The organism is Methanobacterium sp. (assembly GCA_016222945.1).
Classification (GTDB): Archaea; Methanobacteriota; Methanobacteria; order Methanobacteriales; family Methanobacteriaceae; genus Methanobacterium_D.
This window is the reverse complement of record JACRPY010000004.1, coordinates 298,924-318,219: the sequence shown is the minus strand read 5'-3', so window position 1 is coordinate 318,219 and position 19,296 is coordinate 298,924. Positions and strand designations below refer to the sequence as shown.

Here is a 19,296-nt window from a genome sequence, read left to right as displayed (position 1 = left end):
TTCCTCCTCAATCTAAAAAAATAAATAGATATTTATTGTTTTATTTCTAATTTCACAGCTTTTACAGGACATATAAGTTCACATTCATTACATGCAATGCATTTATCTTTGTCAACTGTAATTTTGTTATCTTCAAGGACCATAGCATCAACTGGACATTTATTTATACATACTCCGCATAATTGACATGTTTTTGAGTCAATAGCTACTTCACCTGTTCTTGACTCTTTTAGGCTCTTTCTTATATAAAAGATTCTGCCATTGCGTGAATCAAAATACTCTTCCTTAAGAGATATAGCCTCAAATTGACATTCTTCAACACATTTTCCACAATAAACACATTCTTCACCAATATGGACTGGTGATGGCATTTCAAGCTCAATACAGTTAACTGGACATGTATTCATGCATGCTGTGCACCCTATACAATTATCTTCAATTACAGCTATATTTCTTTTTGGAGCTGTACCTTCAATTATATATTGAATATCTTCAATTTCAAGGTCTCCGTCAACAGCTCTTTCAATTTCTGCTTTTAATCTATCAGTTACATCAATTTCAAACTCTTCTTCAGTATTTTCATAGCTGATATTTCGAGAAATTCTATTTAAAATACTATCAATTTTGCCTGCATCACTTGCAAGTCTTTTTGTCTCTTTTTCAAGAAGTTCAGAGACTATTTCCATTGTTTTTATTTTACCAAAGTTTTCATAAGCCTTTTTTCTTGATGAGTATTTAATTGCAGCCGAAGGACATACATCCATACATTCTTCACACCGGGCGCAGTATGAAGGATCAATGAAAGGTAGTTTACTTACATTACCTACATTAATAGCTCCTTTTGAAGGACATACTCTTGTACATGTCATACATCCAATACAATCTCTTTGGTCTACTGCTACTGCTTTTCCACCTACTACAGACCTTGGTAAAATTTCCCCGTATTTTATAGCTTCTGTAGGGCAAACACGAGCACAGTAACCGCATTTAACGCATTTTTCTTCATCTATCACACTGTGGGCTTCTTCCCTACCAGAAGATATAAGTTGAATTGCACCAGTTCTACATGCATCTACACATGCTCCACATCTTCTGCAGAGTTTAGGATTTATATTTGGTATATTTTCCCTTATTGGCTCTGATAATGTAGTTTCCATTTTTATAGCGTCATAGGGGCATGCTTCTCTGCAAAGTATGCATCCAAAACATTTATGATCAATTTCTATATGTTTATCTGGAGGTATTTCATGTACTGCTTCTACTGGACATGCCTGAAGACATGATCTTTCTTTACATTGCTCACATTTAGCTGCATCTATTTCATATCCCACTTCAACTTCTCTAAGTGGTTTATAAGATTTTTTATCAGTTTTAGTTGTAGGAATTTTCATCATCCCCTTACCGGTAATTGGGCTGGTTTTACAGTTACAAGAATCTCATCATCCTTTAATTCAGTCTCTGTAAGAAGGAATCTTGCAACATAAGAGCCTGCAACACCAAATGGACATGTTTGATAACATGTTGTGCATCGCAGACATTTTTTATTATCCCTTTGAACACCATTTTCTTTATCATATGTAATTGCACCTGAAGGGCATTCATCTACACATAACCTGCAATTGTTGCACATAGAATCATCCCATGTAATAATTCTAAGTTTAAGTCTGTCTGTTACTCTTTCAACTATGTCTCTTGCTATCTCTTCATCAGATAAAATCTCATTAGCTTCTTTCATAATCTCAGCTACAGGCATTTCAAATTTTACAACCTTTTCTGCAGGTATTCCCTTTAATTCATCTTGCCGAGCTTCAATATAATCTTCAAGAGCATGTACAACCAGATTAATTACTTCTTTTTGTCCTTCAACATTGGAAATATATATTCCTTTAATTGCACCTTTTACAGGGCATGTTTTTGCACATTCTCCACATGCTATGCATTTAGACTGGTCTACCATAACTTTCCCATCTTCTTCAGTAATAGCTCCCTCCACTTTACATGCTTTCATACATTTTTTACAGCGGATACAAAGATAATCATCGATGACAAACATTTTTTCTGCAGGCAATATGGTAAATTCTTCCCTGATTAAATGACTTTCACCAGTTCTAAGTGTTTTTGGATCTGTAGGACATACTTCTGCACAGAAACCACATCTTATACATGCATCGGTATTTATGACTGGAAAGGTCATTCCTTCCCCATTTTCAGCATCCTTATCTTTTGTTCTTACAAGTTTTATTGCTGCTGGCGAAGGACATGCTGCCGTACATGCACCACAAGCTATACATAACTCTTCTGTAACTTCAGGGAAATCCCTGAATCTATCAGGTGCCTCTACTGTTTCTCTATTTGTTGCAGCACCTGCAAAGTTTTCAACCCATCCCTTTCTTGCAAATTCGTATAAATACCATATTACTGAAGACATGATTATCCTCTTTAAAATTTTTAGTGAGTAATTTTAAATTATATTGATTTTACATCTTGTAAACCATTAAATTCACAGGTTTTACCATTTTCATCCACTATTACAACTCTTTCTGTACATGCTATACATGGGTCTACACTGGCATAAGTTGCAATTGCATCTGCAACAGTTGAAACGTCCTTAAACATGTATCGGGCACATGCATCTATGTTCATTATACTTGGAGTTCTTATAGAAATGTTTTTAATTAAATTACCGTTTGTTTCAATCATATAAGCCACTTCACCCCTTGGTGCTTCATTTCTATTATCAGCATATCCTGCAGGTATATCCACTTTTTTACGGAATTTACCTTCAGGGAGGTTATTTATAGCTTGTCTAATGATTTTAATAGATTCTGTTACTTCATCGAACCTGTTCATAGTTCTCGCGAAATTATCTCCTTCATCTCGCCAGATTACATTGAAATCAAAATTATCTCTATAAACAGGCTTATTTGCCCTTAAATCCTCTTTTACTGATGACGCTCTTGCTATTGGACCGACAGCTCTGGCTTTAATTGCATCTTCTTCAGACATATATCCTACATCTTTTGATCTAAGGCCTAATAATGGTCCGTGTTCAAACATTTCAGGGTATTTAGCATATTGTGATTCAAGTTTATCTAGAAGATCAATTATACTTTTTAAATGAACTTCTTTAGCGTCTAAACGCACCCCTCCAACTACATTCCATGCCATATGAACTCTATTACCAGTTAATAGTTCTATAGCATCCATAACTAATTCTCGCAGTGAAAGCATGTACATAAAGAGAGTTTCATGCTCGATTACATTGAAATATGTTGAATTGGCGAGTAAGTGACTCTGAATTCTATCTAATTCATTTGAAATAACCCTTAAATATTGTGCACGTAACGGAGCTTCTTCCCCTGCAATTTTTTCAAATGTCTCCACAAATGTCTGTGTATGAATATATGAACATATTCCACAAACTCTTTCGGATAAATAAACACATTTCTGCCAGGTTTTTCCTTCCATTACTTTCTCTATGCCTCTATAAACATATCCATAGTCAATTTCAGCACCTATAACTTTTTCTCCTCTTGTATGAAGTTTTAAACGTAAAGGCTCTTTAAGAGCTGGATGAATTGGTCCTATTGGTAATATCATTCTTTTTGCCTCCCTTTAGCTGCTATTGCGTCAGGACCAACGGCTAAAAGAGCTGCTAATATTTCTGTTGGTCTTGGTGGGCATCCTGGAACTGATGCATCTACTGGAATAAAATCACTTAACGGAGGATATATTGCACAGCCTTCCTGGTTATAAACATTTCCTGTTAAGGGGCATGCCCCAATAGAAACAACTATTTTTGGTTCTGGAGCTTTTGCATAAATTCTTTGAAGATTTTCTTTCCATTGCTCTGCTACAGGACCTGTAACAAGTATTACATCAGCCTCTCGTGGGTTATTATGGAAATAAATACCATATTGTTCTAAATCATAACGAGGAGATAAAAGGGCCACTATTTCAATATCGCACCCATTACATCCTCCAGTATTTATAAGACAAGCATGTATGGAGCTTTTTCTAATAATGCTTTTAAGTGAATCTAACATTTCTTTACCTCATTAGATATTCTATTAATTCTTTTTTGCCATCTGTAATGGCATCTTCATAAGATTTACCTTCTACAACTTCTTTTGCAATTTTACTTTTTATTGCATTAGCTTCATCTTCAGATAGAATGTCCATTATATCTGAAAGCCAGCATATTTTTAAGTCTGAATGCGCTTTATCAAATATACACTGATACTTAGATTGTTCAAAACGTGGATGTAAAGCTTCAAGGCTTGACATGTCCAATCTTTTCATTAATATTTTTTCCAGAGTTTCGGTTGATATATTCATTTCTTCTGAAAATGGCTTTATTATATCTTCTTGCCACCTATAACTATTTAATATTCTTCCTTTTAGAATTTCCATTAATGATTCATCATTTGTTCCTAAATCATTGTTTTTCATAAAAGAATCATCCCCAAAATCCAAATAATGCCAGAAACTGCAAATCCAATGGCCAGCTCATATCTTCCATATCCTGGTCTCATCCCTAACACATTCGCCACTAAAAATAATCCTATGGTAATGGAAATATATTGTGGAATTACTATTATAATTTGGCTATTTAAGAATAAAATCCATCCAATTATGGAGATTACAAGAGCTATTATATCGATTTTTTTGCTTACAAACGGCTCAGTATACTTTTTATAGCTGAGTAAAAGTCCTGTAATCATTCCGATTACAAATGATAGTATATATACAAGGTAAATTATCTGATCCATGTTATCACCAGTCAGGCAGGCCTATAAAGTAATATAAATGACACTATGAACAATATAAGGGCTGCTATAAACGCCCATTTTTCAAGAGATTCTGAAATATGAATTGCTTTTTTTCTGTTTTGATAGAATAAGAGAACTGCTAAAAAAGCCATTGCTAAAGCTAAAGGAAGTATAATAATCCACTGCTTTAATACAGCCAATCCACTCATAATTACAGCTCCAAATCCAACGAGAGCAATTAGGAAAAGTGTATCCCTTTCTTTCATCATTTTTATTCTCCTTTTCAAAGATATAAATTATTTAACACATTAAAATACATTTAATAGTAATATTGAACCTACAATACCAATTATTGCAAACAGTATTTGAAGTACTACGGAATGATTGGGGTTTAAAAGTGGCGAAGTAGCACTTAAAAAAGCTACAGCCGTAGTAATTAGCACCATTCCAATTATATAACCAACAGGATTCAATGCACCTATGAATACTGTTAAGAATATCCAAAGTAACATGTACCACATTATTGATTCAGACATCATTAGATATCCGCGTAAAAGACCAAAGTGTTCAGTTTCATATCCTGATACAATATCTTTTCCTTTTGTTATTGAAAAAGGAGTATATTGTGCTTTTGAAACTATTAAAACCATGAACATGGCAGCTGCCAAAGGTATACTATAAAGTAATGGACCATGTACTGCCTGATAGTTCATTATATCTCCGATTCCCATTGATCCTGTTTTAAGATAGATTATAACAAGAACAGCAAAAAGAGGAACTTCTGCAGCCGCTGAATATACTGCCCTAACACAGCTTAATTTACCATAAGGCGAACCTGAGGATGAACCAGCGTTATGTTCTACTATTTTATGAAGTGCGTATACTGCAAATATAATTAAGAGTGATCCTTGAATCACAGGCCCTACAATAACTGCAGTTATCCATATAACCATAAGTATGCTCGCTATTCCAATATAAAATGGCATAGCTGCTGTTTTAGGAAAAGATGACTCTTTAATATAAAATTTAAGTAAATGTAAAAGATACTGGATTATTGGTGGCCCTGGTCTTGTCTGTACTCTTGCCACTACTTTTCTGTAGTAACCAAGAAGCAAGCTTCCAATTAAAAATGCAATAAGAACGTTTAGTAGGATATTTGCCATTAGATTCATTTGATCACCGATTGAACTTCCATATTAATATCCGATGAAGGGTTCTTTCCTTCTATCTTCTTCCTCTTCTTTTTTAGCTTTAGCCATGATAATTAATCCCAATGAAAGTATGCTCAAGGGAATAGAAACAATTGCAATTCCATAAACCATCCACTCAACTGGATTAAATACTAATGCATATATTATGCTACCTAAAGAAATTATAAATATTATTGAGCTGATTATACCCTGCCTATTCATTGTTTCACCTGATTAATCCTTTAAAATGGTTAATTGATTATTAGCAATATTTCAATTGCTCTTATAATTACAAGTAATGAACTTAAATGTATTATAACTAAAAATGGAGAACCTGCAGTTCTAAACATTTCTGCTTTTGTTGCATAAAATGGTGCAATGCCTGTTTCACCAGCAATACCCATTAAAAGCAATATTGAAGCAAATTGCATCATAGGAGTTACAAATTGTAATTTAGCGATTTCAAACAAACTTAAAGTACCTGTAGCAGCAAGAATTGTCGCAGCACCTCCAAACAAAGGGAGAGACGCGATCATTGCAATTATACCATATTGAAATGCTGAATCTAAAACATCTACCTGTTTTACAGCTGCTACTAATCCTAAATTAACTATACCAATTAATGTTACAAACAATGTGAAATTGAAAAGATCTCCAGTTATCATTGCTCCTGCTGTTGCAAGACCACATACAATTGCAAGAAATCTCCTTATTTTAAACTCGCCTTTATCAACCTTTACTTCATTATCCTTTAGGGAGCCAAATCTAGCCTCTACTTGAGTTTCTGTATTACTTAATGCTATAAGAAGCGTGAATAACAGTGCTCCTCCAAATAAGAACAGATTAAATGGGGTAAAATAAAGCACAATGTCTCCTAAGGGTATGTAACCAAATAACTGTCCACTTAATGTTGCTATATCCATTTTTAGTTACTCCATATCATTTTAAGTGTGTAATAATCATTTTTGTCTTTTAAATTCTTCCCTACCCATAATACCTATAAGTCCTGCTTTTGCTGCTACTTTTACAAGTATTCCACATGCAGACATAAATAAACCTAATAACCAGTATTGAGGAGTTACAAAGAATAACAAGAATCCAGCTATCCATAAACACCATGCTATACCAGATGCTCCTGCAACACCTTCCCAAATACTTGAAGGAACTCCCCTAATTGTTTTAGAGAGCACATAAAAGAGTATTCCTACCCCTGCAACAGCCCCTCCTGTAAAACCTGTGAGAAACGCACCATACGCTATGAGTAGTATTGCAAGGAAAGTTGGTGCAGTGTCCAGAATTTCCATATCCAGTGATAAAGGAAGCGGAATCATTTCTGCTGGTTTTCCATTTTTCCTCATTTCTCTGCTCATAAGTATTTCTGAAATTGCAAGGATTTCTGCTAATTCAACAACTAATCCTGGTAATATTAATGCCTCTGCTAAATCAGTAGCCACAGCTGCAACAATGAGCAACATTGCAAGACCTACAATATCTGTAAGTATCAAAGCAGATAAATCGCCCTTCTTGAAAGCTATTCCCAGAAGACCTATAAAACCTGTTAGTAATCCAACAATAATTGCTGGCTGATAAAGGGAAACAACAACTTGGGGAACGACTGTAGGTACTAAAACTTCAGCGCCTGACACTATTCTTCCCTCCTCATTGTAAAGTTAAGTGCAACCCATGAAGCCACTACAAATGCCATCATCAAAATAGATGACTCTAAAATAGTGTCAAAACCCCTTGTATAATACAATATTTCATCTATTAAACCACCAGGGGATGAATAAATTGAAGTACCATAATAAAGAGTGGTGTCTTTTACAGTTATGGCCATTGGAGACAGATAACCTGTTATCTTACCTACATTAACTGAAAATTGAGGATATTGGGCTTCAGTAGTTCCTGGCTCTATAAGAAAATTACCATTAATACCCCAACCTGCAATCACTTCTCCGCCCCTATTATAGGGTGCAAGAGGATCACCAGAATTAATCTGGTTCTGTGGCTCTGGTCTTGGATATATTTGATGGTCATTCAATGCAAATGGCACTAAAAAACCTGCTAAAAGAATTATTCCTAATACCAATGAAAAAAGCCGAGGGATATTATCGGGATTTGCCAGATCATTTAAAATTCTACCTAGACTCTTCAAACTTTTGCCCCCATCTCTTCAAGCCTTATTATGGCCCTTAAAAGTATCATAGTTATTATGACAGTTGATGCAACAAAGGTAAGAAGTGCTATGGTGTGATTATAGGTTAAAAATATCATTGAAAGGCCTACAGCAGGAATTTCTGTATTCAAAGTTCTGACTATAGGATCTTTAACCCCTGGGCCAATAACAGTAGCAATACTACCTAATACCACAAGCACACAACCTGTATAGAACCATATGTGAATATCAAGCAATGTTCAATTCCTCCTGAGCTTCTAATTTTTTTCGTCTAACATCGTTTAATTTTATAATACCAATTAAAAGGATAACAGTTGAAATTGGGTCGAATAATGCAGCAGCCATTGCAACATCTAAATACTTTGCAGCCACAATTATTCCTATAAACCCTCCCTGAAGCAGTGAAAACATTATAACCTTATCAATTGGCTTTGGAAGTAATATTATACCTGCCGCTCCTATTAAAGACACTGCAGCTGATATTGTTGATATATTTATGAGATCTACGATAGCCATTATTCCACCATATTTTTTATCTGACAGTAATTTCCTCTTGTATTCTTCCAATTGAATATGCTATTGCATTTGAGCTTAAAGTAGAGGCCACAAAATAAGTTATTGCTATTATAGCTCCAAAAGGTGTTTGTATGTATAAAGCAATAAGTGCAGTTATACCAAAACTCATTGCATTCAAATAAAGCATTCTCTCGCTCCTATCCCTGGAAAATAATACTCTAAGAGCCATAAATACAACAATTATGCCGATAATTTCTATTAACATCTTTATCTACCTTTTTGATATATAACACTATTTACGGTTTATTTCTTTAATCATTTAAGTTTAATGTTTAGGTTATATCTGTATATCTTCCCATTTTTTTAGCGATTTTTCCAAGTAATATTGATGCTCTGGGATGATCAAGTCCCTGTATTGTAACTATTGCAAAAACCATTCCCACTATAAATTGTTCAGGAGGAATACCTATAAATGATGCTAAAGCAATTATAACTGTTATTGACAATGCTCCACTTGTACCTGCATAGCCAGGGTCTGCACAGAGCCTGTTACCTATAAAAACAAGTAATGCTGCTATAAATCCACCTTCAGGAATACCAATTGTATAACAAGCTATAGCTCCAAGAAGTGTTCCAGCTGACGCATCAGGAGAACATACAATATTTCCCTGGAAGAATCCGCCAGATAAGTCTCCGCCTCTCTTTTTAACATCTCTTCCAATAACATCTGCTCCTTTTACACCTGGTTTTTCAGGAAGACCCATCCATGTATCTATAAGAACAAAATTAACCCATGAAAGGATAGCTGCAATAATAATTCCAATTATTTCATTCATTAGATTCACCTTCATCTGGTTCTGCAAATATTGGAAGTATTCTACCAAGCAAATATTTAGAAATTAATGTAGAAACTATACCAATAATTATTCCCACAATCATTCCTTCCCATCCCAACTTAAAAACCATTGCCGATAACCCCAGTGCAATTACAGTAGTTGGAAAAATGATACTTGCTTTAAATGAATGTCTTATTGGTCTTTCTGGAAGTATAGGAAGTCTCAATATAACTCCTACAATAATTGCAGATACTACTGCAAGAATATAACTTATTATTGTTATAACATCAACATGAATAATCATGATAAATGAATGATCAACTGTATATATAAATGTTTTTACTTGGATTTCAAAATTGTAAAGATGTGATATAGAAAAATATTATATAATATAAATGTTTATTTAATTAACAAATCTAAAAATTCTTATCAAATGATTTAAAGATTTAAAATAAATAGAATATATAAACATTGCTAAGATATCCATAATAAAAATTAAGGGGAAATCATTTTATGAAAAAATTTAATATTGACAAAACAATCACCAAAATTTTAGCTATAATCCTTATAATTTCTATTTTAGCCACAATCTATATCATTGTTGTGCCACAACAAGGTGAAAAATTCACAGAATTCTATATTCTCGGCCCCGATGAAAAGGCAGGGGGTTATCCTACAAATTTAACCCTTGGTGAAAGTGGAAATGTAATTGTAGGTGTTGTAAATCATGAATATACAACTACAACCTACAAATTAATGATTACATTGAACAATAAGACTTTAAAAGACGAGAATATTACATTAGCAAATAATGAGAAACGTGAAATACCATTTAAGTTTACTGCAGCTAGAACTGGTGTAAATCAGGAATTAAAGTTTTTACTCTACAAGTTACCTGATAATAGTACTGTTTATCGTTCCCTCCACCTATTTGTGAGCGTGGAATAAACTTTCAACTTTATTCTTATTTTTTATTTTTATTCTAAATATTAACTAAAATAGATTTTTGATGCTCCATTCTCATAAATTAGATTTTTAGGATTTATTATGTGACCCATATCTGCATAAACCCTATTACGATTAGTTCTACTGGTAAATCCAATTAAAATATTATTATCTTTATTTAATTTCCTTAAAAATGTATAAGAATGAAGATCATTATTATCTGAAATGAGATAAACATTATTATAAGCAGAAGGCAATATTGGAGAATATATGTATCTGTAAAATGCAAATACACCATAAACATCTGCATAAATACTTGTATCAACTTTATTTTCAACTAACCACTTAGCTCCCATTGATTCTGATTGATCAAAACGCGGATAATAATCAGATTGGCCATTTTGAGCAGTTAAGTGCATTGGAATTGATTGACCAGATATAACGCTAACAAATCCTGTGTTAAAAAGCATGAATATTACTAAAAATATAGAAAAGATTTTAAGATCTTTTGTATCATCCACTTTAAAATTATTCAATGCCTTTAATATAGATTTAACAATTAATATACCTCCAATTATGCAAAAAGGCGCTAAAAACATAAATGAAATCTCATATATTCTGGTTATATTAAACGTGACCTCAAAGGAAGGTAAAAAAATGCCTGCAAATAACATTATAATAGTAATGGTTGAGAATGCAAAATATTCTTTTTGTATCTTATTCTTTGAAAAATAGATAAATGAAAATAAAAATCCAGCCAACGCGAAAAATACTGTTGTATAATTTAAATATCTAAGTACAGAAACAATCCATGTTTTAGGTGGCCCTATTAAGAAAAATAAACCTATTAATATGATTATACTGAGAACCGCAATAATTTTATAATTTATTTTAGATTCAATAAAGTTAGCAATATGATCTATAAAATGAATTAAAGGATTCTCTCTAATTTTAACGTTTAGTGTCATTCTATTTTTTCTAAACAGTATAACTGCCACAATTCCCAGCACTAACAAAATTGCCAGTATCAAATAGATATTTTGAATTATTCCAAATTTAAGCATTAATAAATATATTTTCTGCAAAAAATCCACATTTACAGCTTGAAATACTCCAATAATTCCTGCTGATGCATAACCAAAAGCTATGTTAGTATACCATAAATAAGTAAATAACATTAAAACCCCTAAAATAAAAACATTTAAAGCAGCATATTTCAAATTTTGGAAATTTAAAAGAATATATGATTTTTTATTTAAATCACTAATCATTTCAGGGAACTGGAATAAAATTAGGATTAAAGAAACACATAACAAAGTAAATATAAAGAAGTAAGTTACTGAATAATGAGATACAATTAATCCCATCCCAAAAATTATAAATAAAATAATTGAACTCATATTAACTTTTTTAGAGAATATTAAAAGCAGCATTGATACTAAAAATAGTTCTGCAGTCATTTCTCTTGCAAGTGACAATAATTCTATGTAAAATGTGTTAAATGACATGAATAAAAAAACTGCTGCAAATGCAATTTTAGGACTTGTTTGTATTTTAAATATTTTATAAAGCCCTAATGGTACTAAAGAGAATAAAAATGGATATATTATTTTAAAAACATAATCTAAACTTATATTAGTGAAAATAGAATAGATTGGAGCAACCATAACAATACTGAGCATTGCATTGTATGCATCTTGAAGTGAAAAATTCCAATATGAACTTTGAATTACTATATTGGCAAGGTAATATTCGTTTTGGATGTCCCAGCCCCATACATAAGGCGAAACTAATGAACTGACATAAACAAGAGAAATAGCAATTATCCAAACAGTGAATGAATATAATTTCCCAGGGATTTTATCAAAAATTACTAAAACCAGTGTTAAACCAATGAAAACAAACAGCATCATTGAAATAAGATTATTATTGTAAAAATTTAACGCATACGACCCTAATATTGCCAAAAATGGAAGTAAGCATAAAAATAAAAATTTTGAAGAAAAATATTCATTAATATCAATAAAATGGAGTTCATGAAAATTTCTGTCTCTTAAATAACTTAAAACACATAAAGCTAACACATACAAACTGATAGTGATAACTAAATAAAATAGCGTAATTGGCTTAGAAATACCAATCAAAGGACAAAAAATGGTCATTATAAATCCAATGAGCATTAAACTTAAGATACTCAAGCCTACAGCATATAAAATTGTTTCAATGTTACCGAGTTTATGTAGCTTAAGTATTCTAAGAATTAAAAACCCTGGGATAAATGTAAGATAAAGAAAGGTTACAAATTGACTTAAAATCGGAATGTTTATATTATTTAACTCCAATCCAACAATAGCTAATATTAAAACCTGTATTAACAATACGAATTTAATAAATTGGCTGAATTTCCAATCATTCATTTTTAGCGGGTTATTAATCATCATGTTATCGAATTTTTATTAAAAATAGTAATTTTAAGTTAAATGACTGTTAATCTTGAATATTTATAAATATTTCTAATTCCAAATGATATATAATCCATTTTCACAAATAGTTTTATACATAACAGAAGATTATATTATAAATTCATTGAAATAATATTTTGGAATTAAAATAAAATAAATAATATTATTCATGGCTTAAAAGTAGAGGAAAACTTTAGAAATTTAATCATCTCATTTTATAAATGTTTAAAATTCAGTATAAAAATCAAATAAGTAGGTACCTATGACCAAAATACGCAAAATAGCAAAAAACACCACATTACTGCTTGTATCCCAAATAGTAAGTTATGCCCTTGGCTTTCTGTATGTGATGTATTCAGCACATTATCTAGGTGCAGAAGGATTTGGAATTCTTTCATTTGCTCTAGGTTTTGCAGGTATTCTTGGTATTGTGGCCGATTTTGGACTCAGCCAATTAACTGTTAGGGAAGTTGCAAGAGATAAATCTTTATCCAATAAGTTTTTGGGAAATGCACTTACTATAAAAGTGCTTTTGGCCATATCAATACTCTTATTTACAACGATGATGATTATATTCAAAAATTATTCTCCAGAAATAACTTATGTTCTCTATTTCATTGTTTTATACAATATTTTAATTGCATATTCTCAAATTTTCTATGCAACTTTTCAAGCATACGAAAAAATGGAATATCAAGCTATAGGCACAGTTTTAATGGCTACCATAATTTTAATCGGAACTTTAATTGCAATATACAGTAAATGGGACGTAGTAGGTTTCGCTTCTGTCTATCTAATTGCAAGCTTACTTACTTTCATTTATACATTCATAATATGCATTTGGAAGTTCTTCTTGCCAAAAATAGAGTTTGATATTGGATTTTTGAAGCCAACACTTAAAGAAGCATGGCCATTTGGAATAACAGGAATTTTAGTCATGTTATACACATACATAGACACAGTAATGTTATCTTTCATGCAAGGAAACGAAGTTGTAGGATGGTATAATGCAGCTTATCGGTTGATAATGGTCCTTTTATTTATACCAGTAGCCATCAATATAGCTGTCTACCCCGTAATGTCTCAATTTTATGTTTCATCACGTGATTCATTGAAATTAATCTATGAAAAAATTTTTAAATTCATGTTAATACTTGGTCTGCCCATAGGAGTAGGAACTACAATCTTAGCAGAAAAAATAATCCTTTTAATATTTGGAACAGGATACACTCAATCAATTATTGCTTTACAAATATTAATATGGACAATTGTTCTCACATTTGCATCTGCAGCATTTTTAAGGCTATTTGAATCTATAAATAAACAACTGATAATAACCAAGATTTCTGTTATAACCGTTTTAATAAATATAATTCTTAATTTAATTTTAATTCCTAAATTCAGTTATGTAGGTTCAAGCTTTGCCACGGTAATAACAGAATTGATTCTTATGACCACATTATTTGCAGTAAGTTATAAAATCGGATATGGCATCCCTCTAAAAAAATTCTTAAAAGATATGACAAAGATTATTGCTGCAAGCATATTTATGGGAATATTTTTATGGCACTTTGAGTCATTCAACTGGATTATTGCGATGATTTCGGCTGTAATACTGTATTTTGGAGTATTATACGTTTTCAAAATTTTGGATGAAGAAGATATGCTCCTTATTAAGCAAGTTATAAAATTAGTAAAAAAATAAATTTTAAAAAGGATTTAAATGTAAATAATTGTTATGAACCTATGATTTTATTTCCCATGAATCTCATTTTATAAATAAATTGGCCATCCGAACTTATTAGTAGTCGAATTCTGCGCTTTTTTCTATGTTTTCCCAGTTTTTCGCAAACCATTGGTGAGTTTTCTTTAATCCTGTTTCAAATTCCATTTTAGGTTTATAATCCAGTAACTTATTTGCTTTTTCAATGGACGAAAGAAGCTTTGTTTTTGCATCCCAGTTTCGGCGTGCCACGTATGCAATGCCTTCCTTGTTACCAGATAATTTGTTCACAATGTTAGCCATTTCTATAACTTGGTGATCGTTTCCTGAACCCAAATTTATAGCTTCCCCTATGGCTTCTTCTTTTATACCCATCGCAAGCAATCCATTTACTATATCATCGACATAAGTCCAGTCACGAGTTTCTGATCCGTCCCCAGTTATTGGTAGTGAGTTTCCACTCATCGCCCAGTAAAAGAAATTTGGAATAACATTACGATACTTCCCAGGCACTTCACCAGGGCCGAAAACATTAAAAAATCTTGCATTAACAATTGGTAAATCATATAAATTATGGAAGTAATTAGTGTAGAGTTCTCCGAGTAATTTTGTAACTTGGTATGGTGTGTGGAGATTTATGGATATATCATGTTCCTCAAAAGGCATTTTAGAATCCAGACCATAAACACCGCAGCCAGAAGACGAGTAAACAAACCTTTTTACTCCTGTTAACTCTGCATATTGTAAGACTTTTAAAATTCCAATTCCATTAACCATTAAATCTTTTTCAGGATTGTCCACACTATTCTGGTTAGCAAAATGTGCAGCTAAATGAAATACATAGTCTGGCCTTTCCTTAAAAACCCTTTTTAAGACTCTATCATCGAGAATATCTCCGTTTATAAATTCAATGTTATCTAATTTGGGTATATTCCATTCATAGGCAGATGATAAGTTATCTAATATTATTACTCTCTCTGCATTTAATTCTGCAATTTTACGGGACAAGTTGCTACCAACACATCCTGCTCCACCTGTAACTAAAACAGTTTCCTCTTCATACTCACTAAATAAACTCATAATATATTCCCCATAGTCTTGATTTATTTTTATCTATATTACTATATATAAACTCCATTAATAAGATTACTCCCTCAATCTAACCTGTAAAACCATTTCATCCATTCTACTGTTTTTTTAATCCCTTCTTCTGGAGGAACTTTAGGATCATGTTTCAGGTCCTTTATGGCTTTTGAAAAGTCCATTGTTTTTACTTTAGTGGTAAATGCTTCTGCTTCTTTATAAGTTATTAATGAATCATCCCGTCCCACGGCTTTTAAGACCATATCCGAGTATTCTTTAATATCATGTTCCCATTCTTGTTTACTTCCCACATTATAGGCTTCTCCAGGAATGAAATTGTCTATTATGTTGGCAAATGTTCTTGCTGTATCTTCCACATAATCTACTATTCTTTTATGACCCTTATAAACTGTGTATGGCTTATTGAATAACGCATGATAAATAAATACAGGAATAAAACCTTTGTAAGGGCTGTAATGCTCATGAGGCCCATAACAGTTCACTGGTCTGACACGAACAGTTTCTGTACCAAACATTGTGGCAGAATTCATACACATCAATTCTCCTGCCCATTTGGTTATTGCATAATCATTCATTTGATATGTATCTTTTATAGAGTTCTTTTCCATCACATCTTCTCTCATTATTCCAGTGTAATCCCCATATACTTCAGCAGAAGAGAAAAAAATCATCCTAAACTTTAATTTCTCCTGTAAACGAATCATATGCTTTGTACCTATGACATTGGTTTCCCAAAGATTCTCATAGTAATCTTCACCATTCCAACGACCATATTCTGCCGCAAGGTGGTATACATAGTCGAATTCATGGTTATCAAAGACTCTCTCAATCTGCCTGTAATTTTGAACATCAGCTCTAACATAATCTTCTCTTTCATTGTGCAATAAGTCCAGCGCAATTACTTCATGTCCTCTACTTCTTAAATCATTTACAAGATTTGTTCCTATGAATCCTGCTCCGCCTGTTACAAGTATTCTTTGAGTTTCCATAATTATTCCTCTTTCTATATTATTTATCTTTTTTTCTATATAATGGATACTTAAAAATTTCTAATTAAATGGGGATTTCTATTAAAAGAATTTTATATCGACTGCTATTCCATTTTTAATCAATAATTTCAATAAGATATAATGGATCATAACATCAGATTTTATCGCCATATAGCGGCACCACCATTTTCATAAATCTTATTTTTACCATCCACAATTCTTCCTAGTTTAATATAATGCGGCCCCACTTCTGGAGCAGCAAAATGTATATATATTTTATCATTTATGATATTCCACGATCCTAAGAATATGTATGAATTTTCGGGCACGGTTAAAAAACTGTCATTATAAATGAAAACCGATTTAGCCCACTGAAAACTGCCAGGTAATTCATATCTATAAAAATCAGAGTATATGTTATAATTATCATTAGTTTTCTTTTCACTCCACCAATTACCAGCTAAGACTTCTTGATTATTGAAGACCGGAAAGTTAACGCTGTAAGTACTCAATGAAACTGAACCTGGCAAAGGATCTTTTGAAATTTCATATACCCACCCTGTGTTAAATAGTAAAAATATCACTAAAAATACGCTCAAGATTTTTAGCACATTGTTTTCACTCCTACTTCCCCAAGACTTTCTAATTATTTTATATAGTGCCTTAAAAGCTTCTAATACTCCAATAACAAAAACTGGCGCTAAAAAAATGAGTGTTATCTGGAATACGCGTACAGTGTCAAGAGATCCTGAGAAATTTGGAACTAATACGGAAGCAATGCAAAATAAAAAACTTACAATGGCAAATAATTTGTATTCTCTTGAAAATTTTGTTTCTCCTTTTTTTAGTAATAAAGCAAGAACACCAATTGTGATGAAGATTTGGGTGATTACATAAAGATATTTTGTGATACTATGTAACATTGAAACTGTAATTTTTGTCAAGTAATATAATCCTTGTGAAGTTTGAGGGTTTAAAAAATTTGAGGAAGAGATGTTGCTTGCAATTTGGTTAGAAGCATTTATAGATGCTGTAAATACAATAGAAGATGAAAAATAAGTATACCACGGTATCGCGAATATAATAAATGAAATAATAGCTATTATTATAATTTTATTCTTATTTTTTAAGGAAACTGAATGAACATCAACTTGTTGGTTTTTATAAATATTTAATTTACCTAAAAGATTATTCTTTAATTTTTGATAGTAAGAATTATCCATTAAATTAGAGGCCAACAACACGAAAATTAAAGATAATATAAATATATAAGTAAGCGAATAGTGAGATACTGTTAATGCGATTATAAATAAAATAATAATGAATAATTTTTTCTTATCATTCATCTTTTCATCTAAAATTAGCAGAACAAGTGAAATTAGGAAAAATTCAGCAATTATTTGTCTTTGTGTCCATAAAAGTTCAGTGTAAAATGTCCATACTGACATAAAATAGAAGCATGCTAAAAACGCTACTTTACTACTTGTCTGCTTTTTGAATACCCTATATAATCCAAAAGGTACTAAAGCTAAAAAGAAAGGATAAATTATTTTTATAATCCAAATAATATTTGTATCCAATATAATTGCGTATATCGGAAGAATCATAACCACACTTAACATACCATTATATTGCCAAGGTATGTTCGGGTTCCATATAGCATTTATTTGAACTAAATGAGATAAATAATATTCAGCAGCAACATCAGCCCCCCAAATATACGGGGATATTAATGATTGACTGTATAAAAGTGATAGAGCAATTATAAAAACAGTAAAAGGATAATATTTTTTAGGAATTTTCCCAAAAGCTACTAAAACTGCTATCGATCCAATTATTAAAATCAAAATCATCAAAATCAAATTGTTATGGTAAAAATTGACAGAATATGTTCCAAATATCGCTAAAAAAGGAATTAAAAGTAATAATAAAAATTTAGGAGATAAAAGATTAATTCTATCAGCAAAACTTTGATCATAGAATTCTTTATCTTTTATATAACTTAAAACACATAAAAAAAGTACTAAAATACTCATGGTTACTATTAAAGGGACAATTGAAATTGGTTTATGCATTCCAAATAAAGGATAAATCATATTCATAAAAAATCCTACGAACATTACTGTAACCAAGCTCAATCCAACTGCATATAAAATCGTTTTTGTGGTTGATAATTTATGTAATTGAATGGATCTGAGTATTAAAAAACCAGGGATAAATGTGAGATAGATAAATCCAATCAATGGTTTTATTATTGCTATATTCAAATCGAAAAAAATCAAAACCCACATCATAACTTGAATTACCAGCACAAAGATTAAAAAGTTCTTAATTTTCCAATCATTTAATTTAAACAATTTTTGCGTGTTGACTTTCATATGTTACCCCGAGTTTTTTATGTGTATATGTCCTTTTGAGATATTATAAATAAAATTTATTATTTTTAGTTATTTAATGGTGATTATAAATAGGTTTCTATGGAAACACTTAATCATTTACTCCAGATAAAAAAATTTGGGTGTCTTAAGAAGCTTGGTGATAAGTATGCCAAAGTTGATAATTCTATGGGCTACGAAGCATCAT

At 31.7% G+C, this 19,296-nt stretch carries 23 protein-coding genes; 2 read left to right on the top strand and 21 right to left on the bottom strand.

Features of this window, described 5'->3' with window-relative positions; all coding sequences use genetic code 11:
• Positions 1–32: 32 nt before the first annotated feature.
• The 17 genes from HZC47_07550 to ehaA form a co-directional block, all read right to left on the bottom strand.
• A complete protein-coding gene (locus tag HZC47_07550) occupies positions 33–1,391 on the bottom strand; it encodes a 4Fe-4S binding protein (protein MBI5680728.1) in 1,359 nt (452 codons plus the stop codon).
• On the bottom strand, positions 1,391–2,428 hold the full coding sequence (locus HZC47_07545; GenBank protein MBI5680727.1) for a 4Fe-4S binding protein: 1,038 nt from the start codon (positions 2,426–2,428) through the stop codon (positions 1,391–1,393). Before HZC47_07545 ends, HZC47_07550 begins: the two co-directional genes overlap by 1 nt.
• A gap of 38 nt (positions 2,429–2,466) precedes the next feature.
• Positions 2,467–3,600 carry a nickel-dependent hydrogenase large subunit gene (locus tag HZC47_07540; protein ID MBI5680726.1) on the bottom strand — a complete coding sequence of 378 codons (1,134 nt, stop codon included), beginning with the start codon at positions 3,598–3,600 and terminating at the stop codon, positions 2,467–2,469.
• Complete coding sequence (locus HZC47_07535) at positions 3,597–4,046, bottom strand: NADH-quinone oxidoreductase subunit B family protein (protein MBI5680725.1); 450 nt, start codon at positions 4,044–4,046, stop codon at positions 3,597–3,599. The genes HZC47_07540 and HZC47_07535 overlap by 4 nt, the downstream gene beginning before the upstream one ends.
• Positions 4,047–4,050: 4 nt before the next feature.
• Positions 4,051–4,452, bottom strand: coding sequence for a DUF1959 family protein (locus tag HZC47_07530; protein ID MBI5680724.1), 402 nt, complete (start codon positions 4,450–4,452; stop codon positions 4,051–4,053).
• A complete protein-coding gene (locus tag HZC47_07525) occupies positions 4,449–4,772 on the bottom strand; it encodes a DUF2104 domain-containing protein (GenBank protein MBI5680723.1) in 324 nt (107 codons plus the stop codon). Before HZC47_07525 ends, HZC47_07530 begins: the two co-directional genes overlap by 4 nt.
• An 11-nt stretch (positions 4,773–4,783) precedes the next feature.
• Entirely contained in the window at positions 4,784–5,041 is a 258-nt protein-coding gene (locus HZC47_07520; protein MBI5680722.1) for a hydrogenase, read from the bottom strand.
• A 39-nt stretch (positions 5,042–5,080) separates the two neighbouring features.
• Positions 5,081–5,944 carry an NADH-quinone oxidoreductase subunit H gene (locus HZC47_07515; protein MBI5680721.1) on the bottom strand — a complete coding sequence of 288 codons (864 nt, stop codon included), beginning with the start codon at positions 5,942–5,944 and terminating at the stop codon, positions 5,081–5,083.
• Positions 5,945–5,968: 24 nt separating this feature from the next.
• Positions 5,969–6,184: a DUF788 domain-containing protein gene (locus tag HZC47_07510; GenBank protein ID MBI5680720.1), complete on the bottom strand. Its 216-nt coding sequence runs from the start codon at positions 6,182–6,184 to the stop codon at positions 5,969–5,971.
• Positions 6,185–6,213: 29 nt separating this feature from the next.
• Entirely contained in the window at positions 6,214–6,885 is a 672-nt protein-coding gene (locus HZC47_07505) for a hypothetical protein (protein ID MBI5680719.1), read from the bottom strand.
• Between the two features lie 36 nt (positions 6,886–6,921).
• Positions 6,922–7,608, bottom strand: coding sequence for an EhaG family protein (locus tag HZC47_07500; GenBank protein MBI5680718.1), 687 nt, complete (start codon positions 7,606–7,608; stop codon positions 6,922–6,924).
• Positions 7,608–8,117, bottom strand: a complete 510-nt coding sequence (locus HZC47_07495; protein ID MBI5680717.1) for an EhaF family protein — start codon at positions 8,115–8,117, stop codon at positions 7,608–7,610. Before HZC47_07495 ends, HZC47_07500 begins: the two co-directional genes overlap by 1 nt.
• On the bottom strand, positions 8,114–8,374 hold the full coding sequence (locus HZC47_07490) for an EhaE family protein (protein ID MBI5680716.1): 261 nt from the start codon (positions 8,372–8,374) through the stop codon (positions 8,114–8,116). The genes HZC47_07495 and HZC47_07490 overlap by 4 nt, the downstream gene beginning before the upstream one ends.
• The gene (locus HZC47_07485) at positions 8,367–8,654 is read right to left on the bottom strand and encodes a DUF2108 domain-containing protein (protein MBI5680715.1); all 288 of its coding nucleotides are present in this window, start codon (positions 8,652–8,654) and stop codon (positions 8,367–8,369) included. The genes HZC47_07490 and HZC47_07485 overlap by 8 nt, the downstream gene beginning before the upstream one ends.
• A gap of 16 nt (positions 8,655–8,670) precedes the next feature.
• On the bottom strand, positions 8,671–8,919 hold the full coding sequence (locus HZC47_07480) for a DUF2109 domain-containing protein (GenBank protein MBI5680714.1): 249 nt from the start codon (positions 8,917–8,919) through the stop codon (positions 8,671–8,673).
• Between the two features lie 67 nt (positions 8,920–8,986).
• Positions 8,987–9,490: a hypothetical protein gene (locus HZC47_07475; GenBank protein ID MBI5680713.1), complete on the bottom strand. Its 504-nt coding sequence runs from the start codon at positions 9,488–9,490 to the stop codon at positions 8,987–8,989.
• Positions 9,483–9,794: an energy-converting NiFe hydrogenase A subunit EhaA gene (gene ehaA, locus HZC47_07470; GenBank protein ID MBI5680712.1), complete on the bottom strand. Its 312-nt coding sequence runs from the start codon at positions 9,792–9,794 to the stop codon at positions 9,483–9,485. Before ehaA ends, HZC47_07475 begins: the two co-directional genes overlap by 8 nt.
• 209 nt (positions 9,795–10,003) lie before the next feature.
• On the opposite strand from ehaA, the gene HZC47_07465 reads away from it, so the two are divergent.
• The gene (locus tag HZC47_07465; protein MBI5680711.1) at positions 10,004–10,438 is read left to right on the top strand and encodes a DUF1616 domain-containing protein; all 435 of its coding nucleotides are present in this window, start codon (positions 10,004–10,006) and stop codon (positions 10,436–10,438) included.
• A 41-nt stretch (positions 10,439–10,479) separates the two neighbouring features.
• Here the strand turns inward: HZC47_07465 and HZC47_07460 are convergent, their stop codons facing one another.
• On the bottom strand, positions 10,480–12,852 hold the full coding sequence (locus tag HZC47_07460) for a DUF2206 domain-containing protein (GenBank protein ID MBI5680710.1): 2,373 nt from the start codon (positions 12,850–12,852) through the stop codon (positions 10,480–10,482).
• A 307-nt stretch (positions 12,853–13,159) separates the two neighbouring features.
• Between HZC47_07460 and HZC47_07455 the strand changes: the two genes are divergently transcribed.
• Entirely contained in the window at positions 13,160–14,602 is a 1,443-nt protein-coding gene (locus tag HZC47_07455; protein ID MBI5680709.1) for a flippase, read from the top strand.
• Positions 14,603–14,698: 96 nt separating this feature from the next.
• Here HZC47_07455 and HZC47_07450 read toward each other — a convergent pair whose 3' ends face one another.
• The 3 genes from HZC47_07450 to HZC47_07440 form a co-directional block, all read right to left on the bottom strand.
• On the bottom strand, positions 14,699–15,700 hold the full coding sequence (locus tag HZC47_07450) for an NAD-dependent epimerase/dehydratase family protein (GenBank protein MBI5680708.1): 1,002 nt from the start codon (positions 15,698–15,700) through the stop codon (positions 14,699–14,701).
• A gap of 74 nt (positions 15,701–15,774) precedes the next feature.
• On the bottom strand, positions 15,775–16,713 hold the full coding sequence (locus HZC47_07445; protein ID MBI5680707.1) for an NAD(P)-dependent oxidoreductase: 939 nt from the start codon (positions 16,711–16,713) through the stop codon (positions 15,775–15,777).
• Between the two features lie 161 nt (positions 16,714–16,874).
• Positions 16,875–19,091, bottom strand: a complete 2,217-nt coding sequence (locus HZC47_07440; protein ID MBI5680706.1) for a DUF2206 domain-containing protein — start codon at positions 19,089–19,091, stop codon at positions 16,875–16,877.
• Positions 19,092–19,296 lie beyond the last annotated feature (205 nt).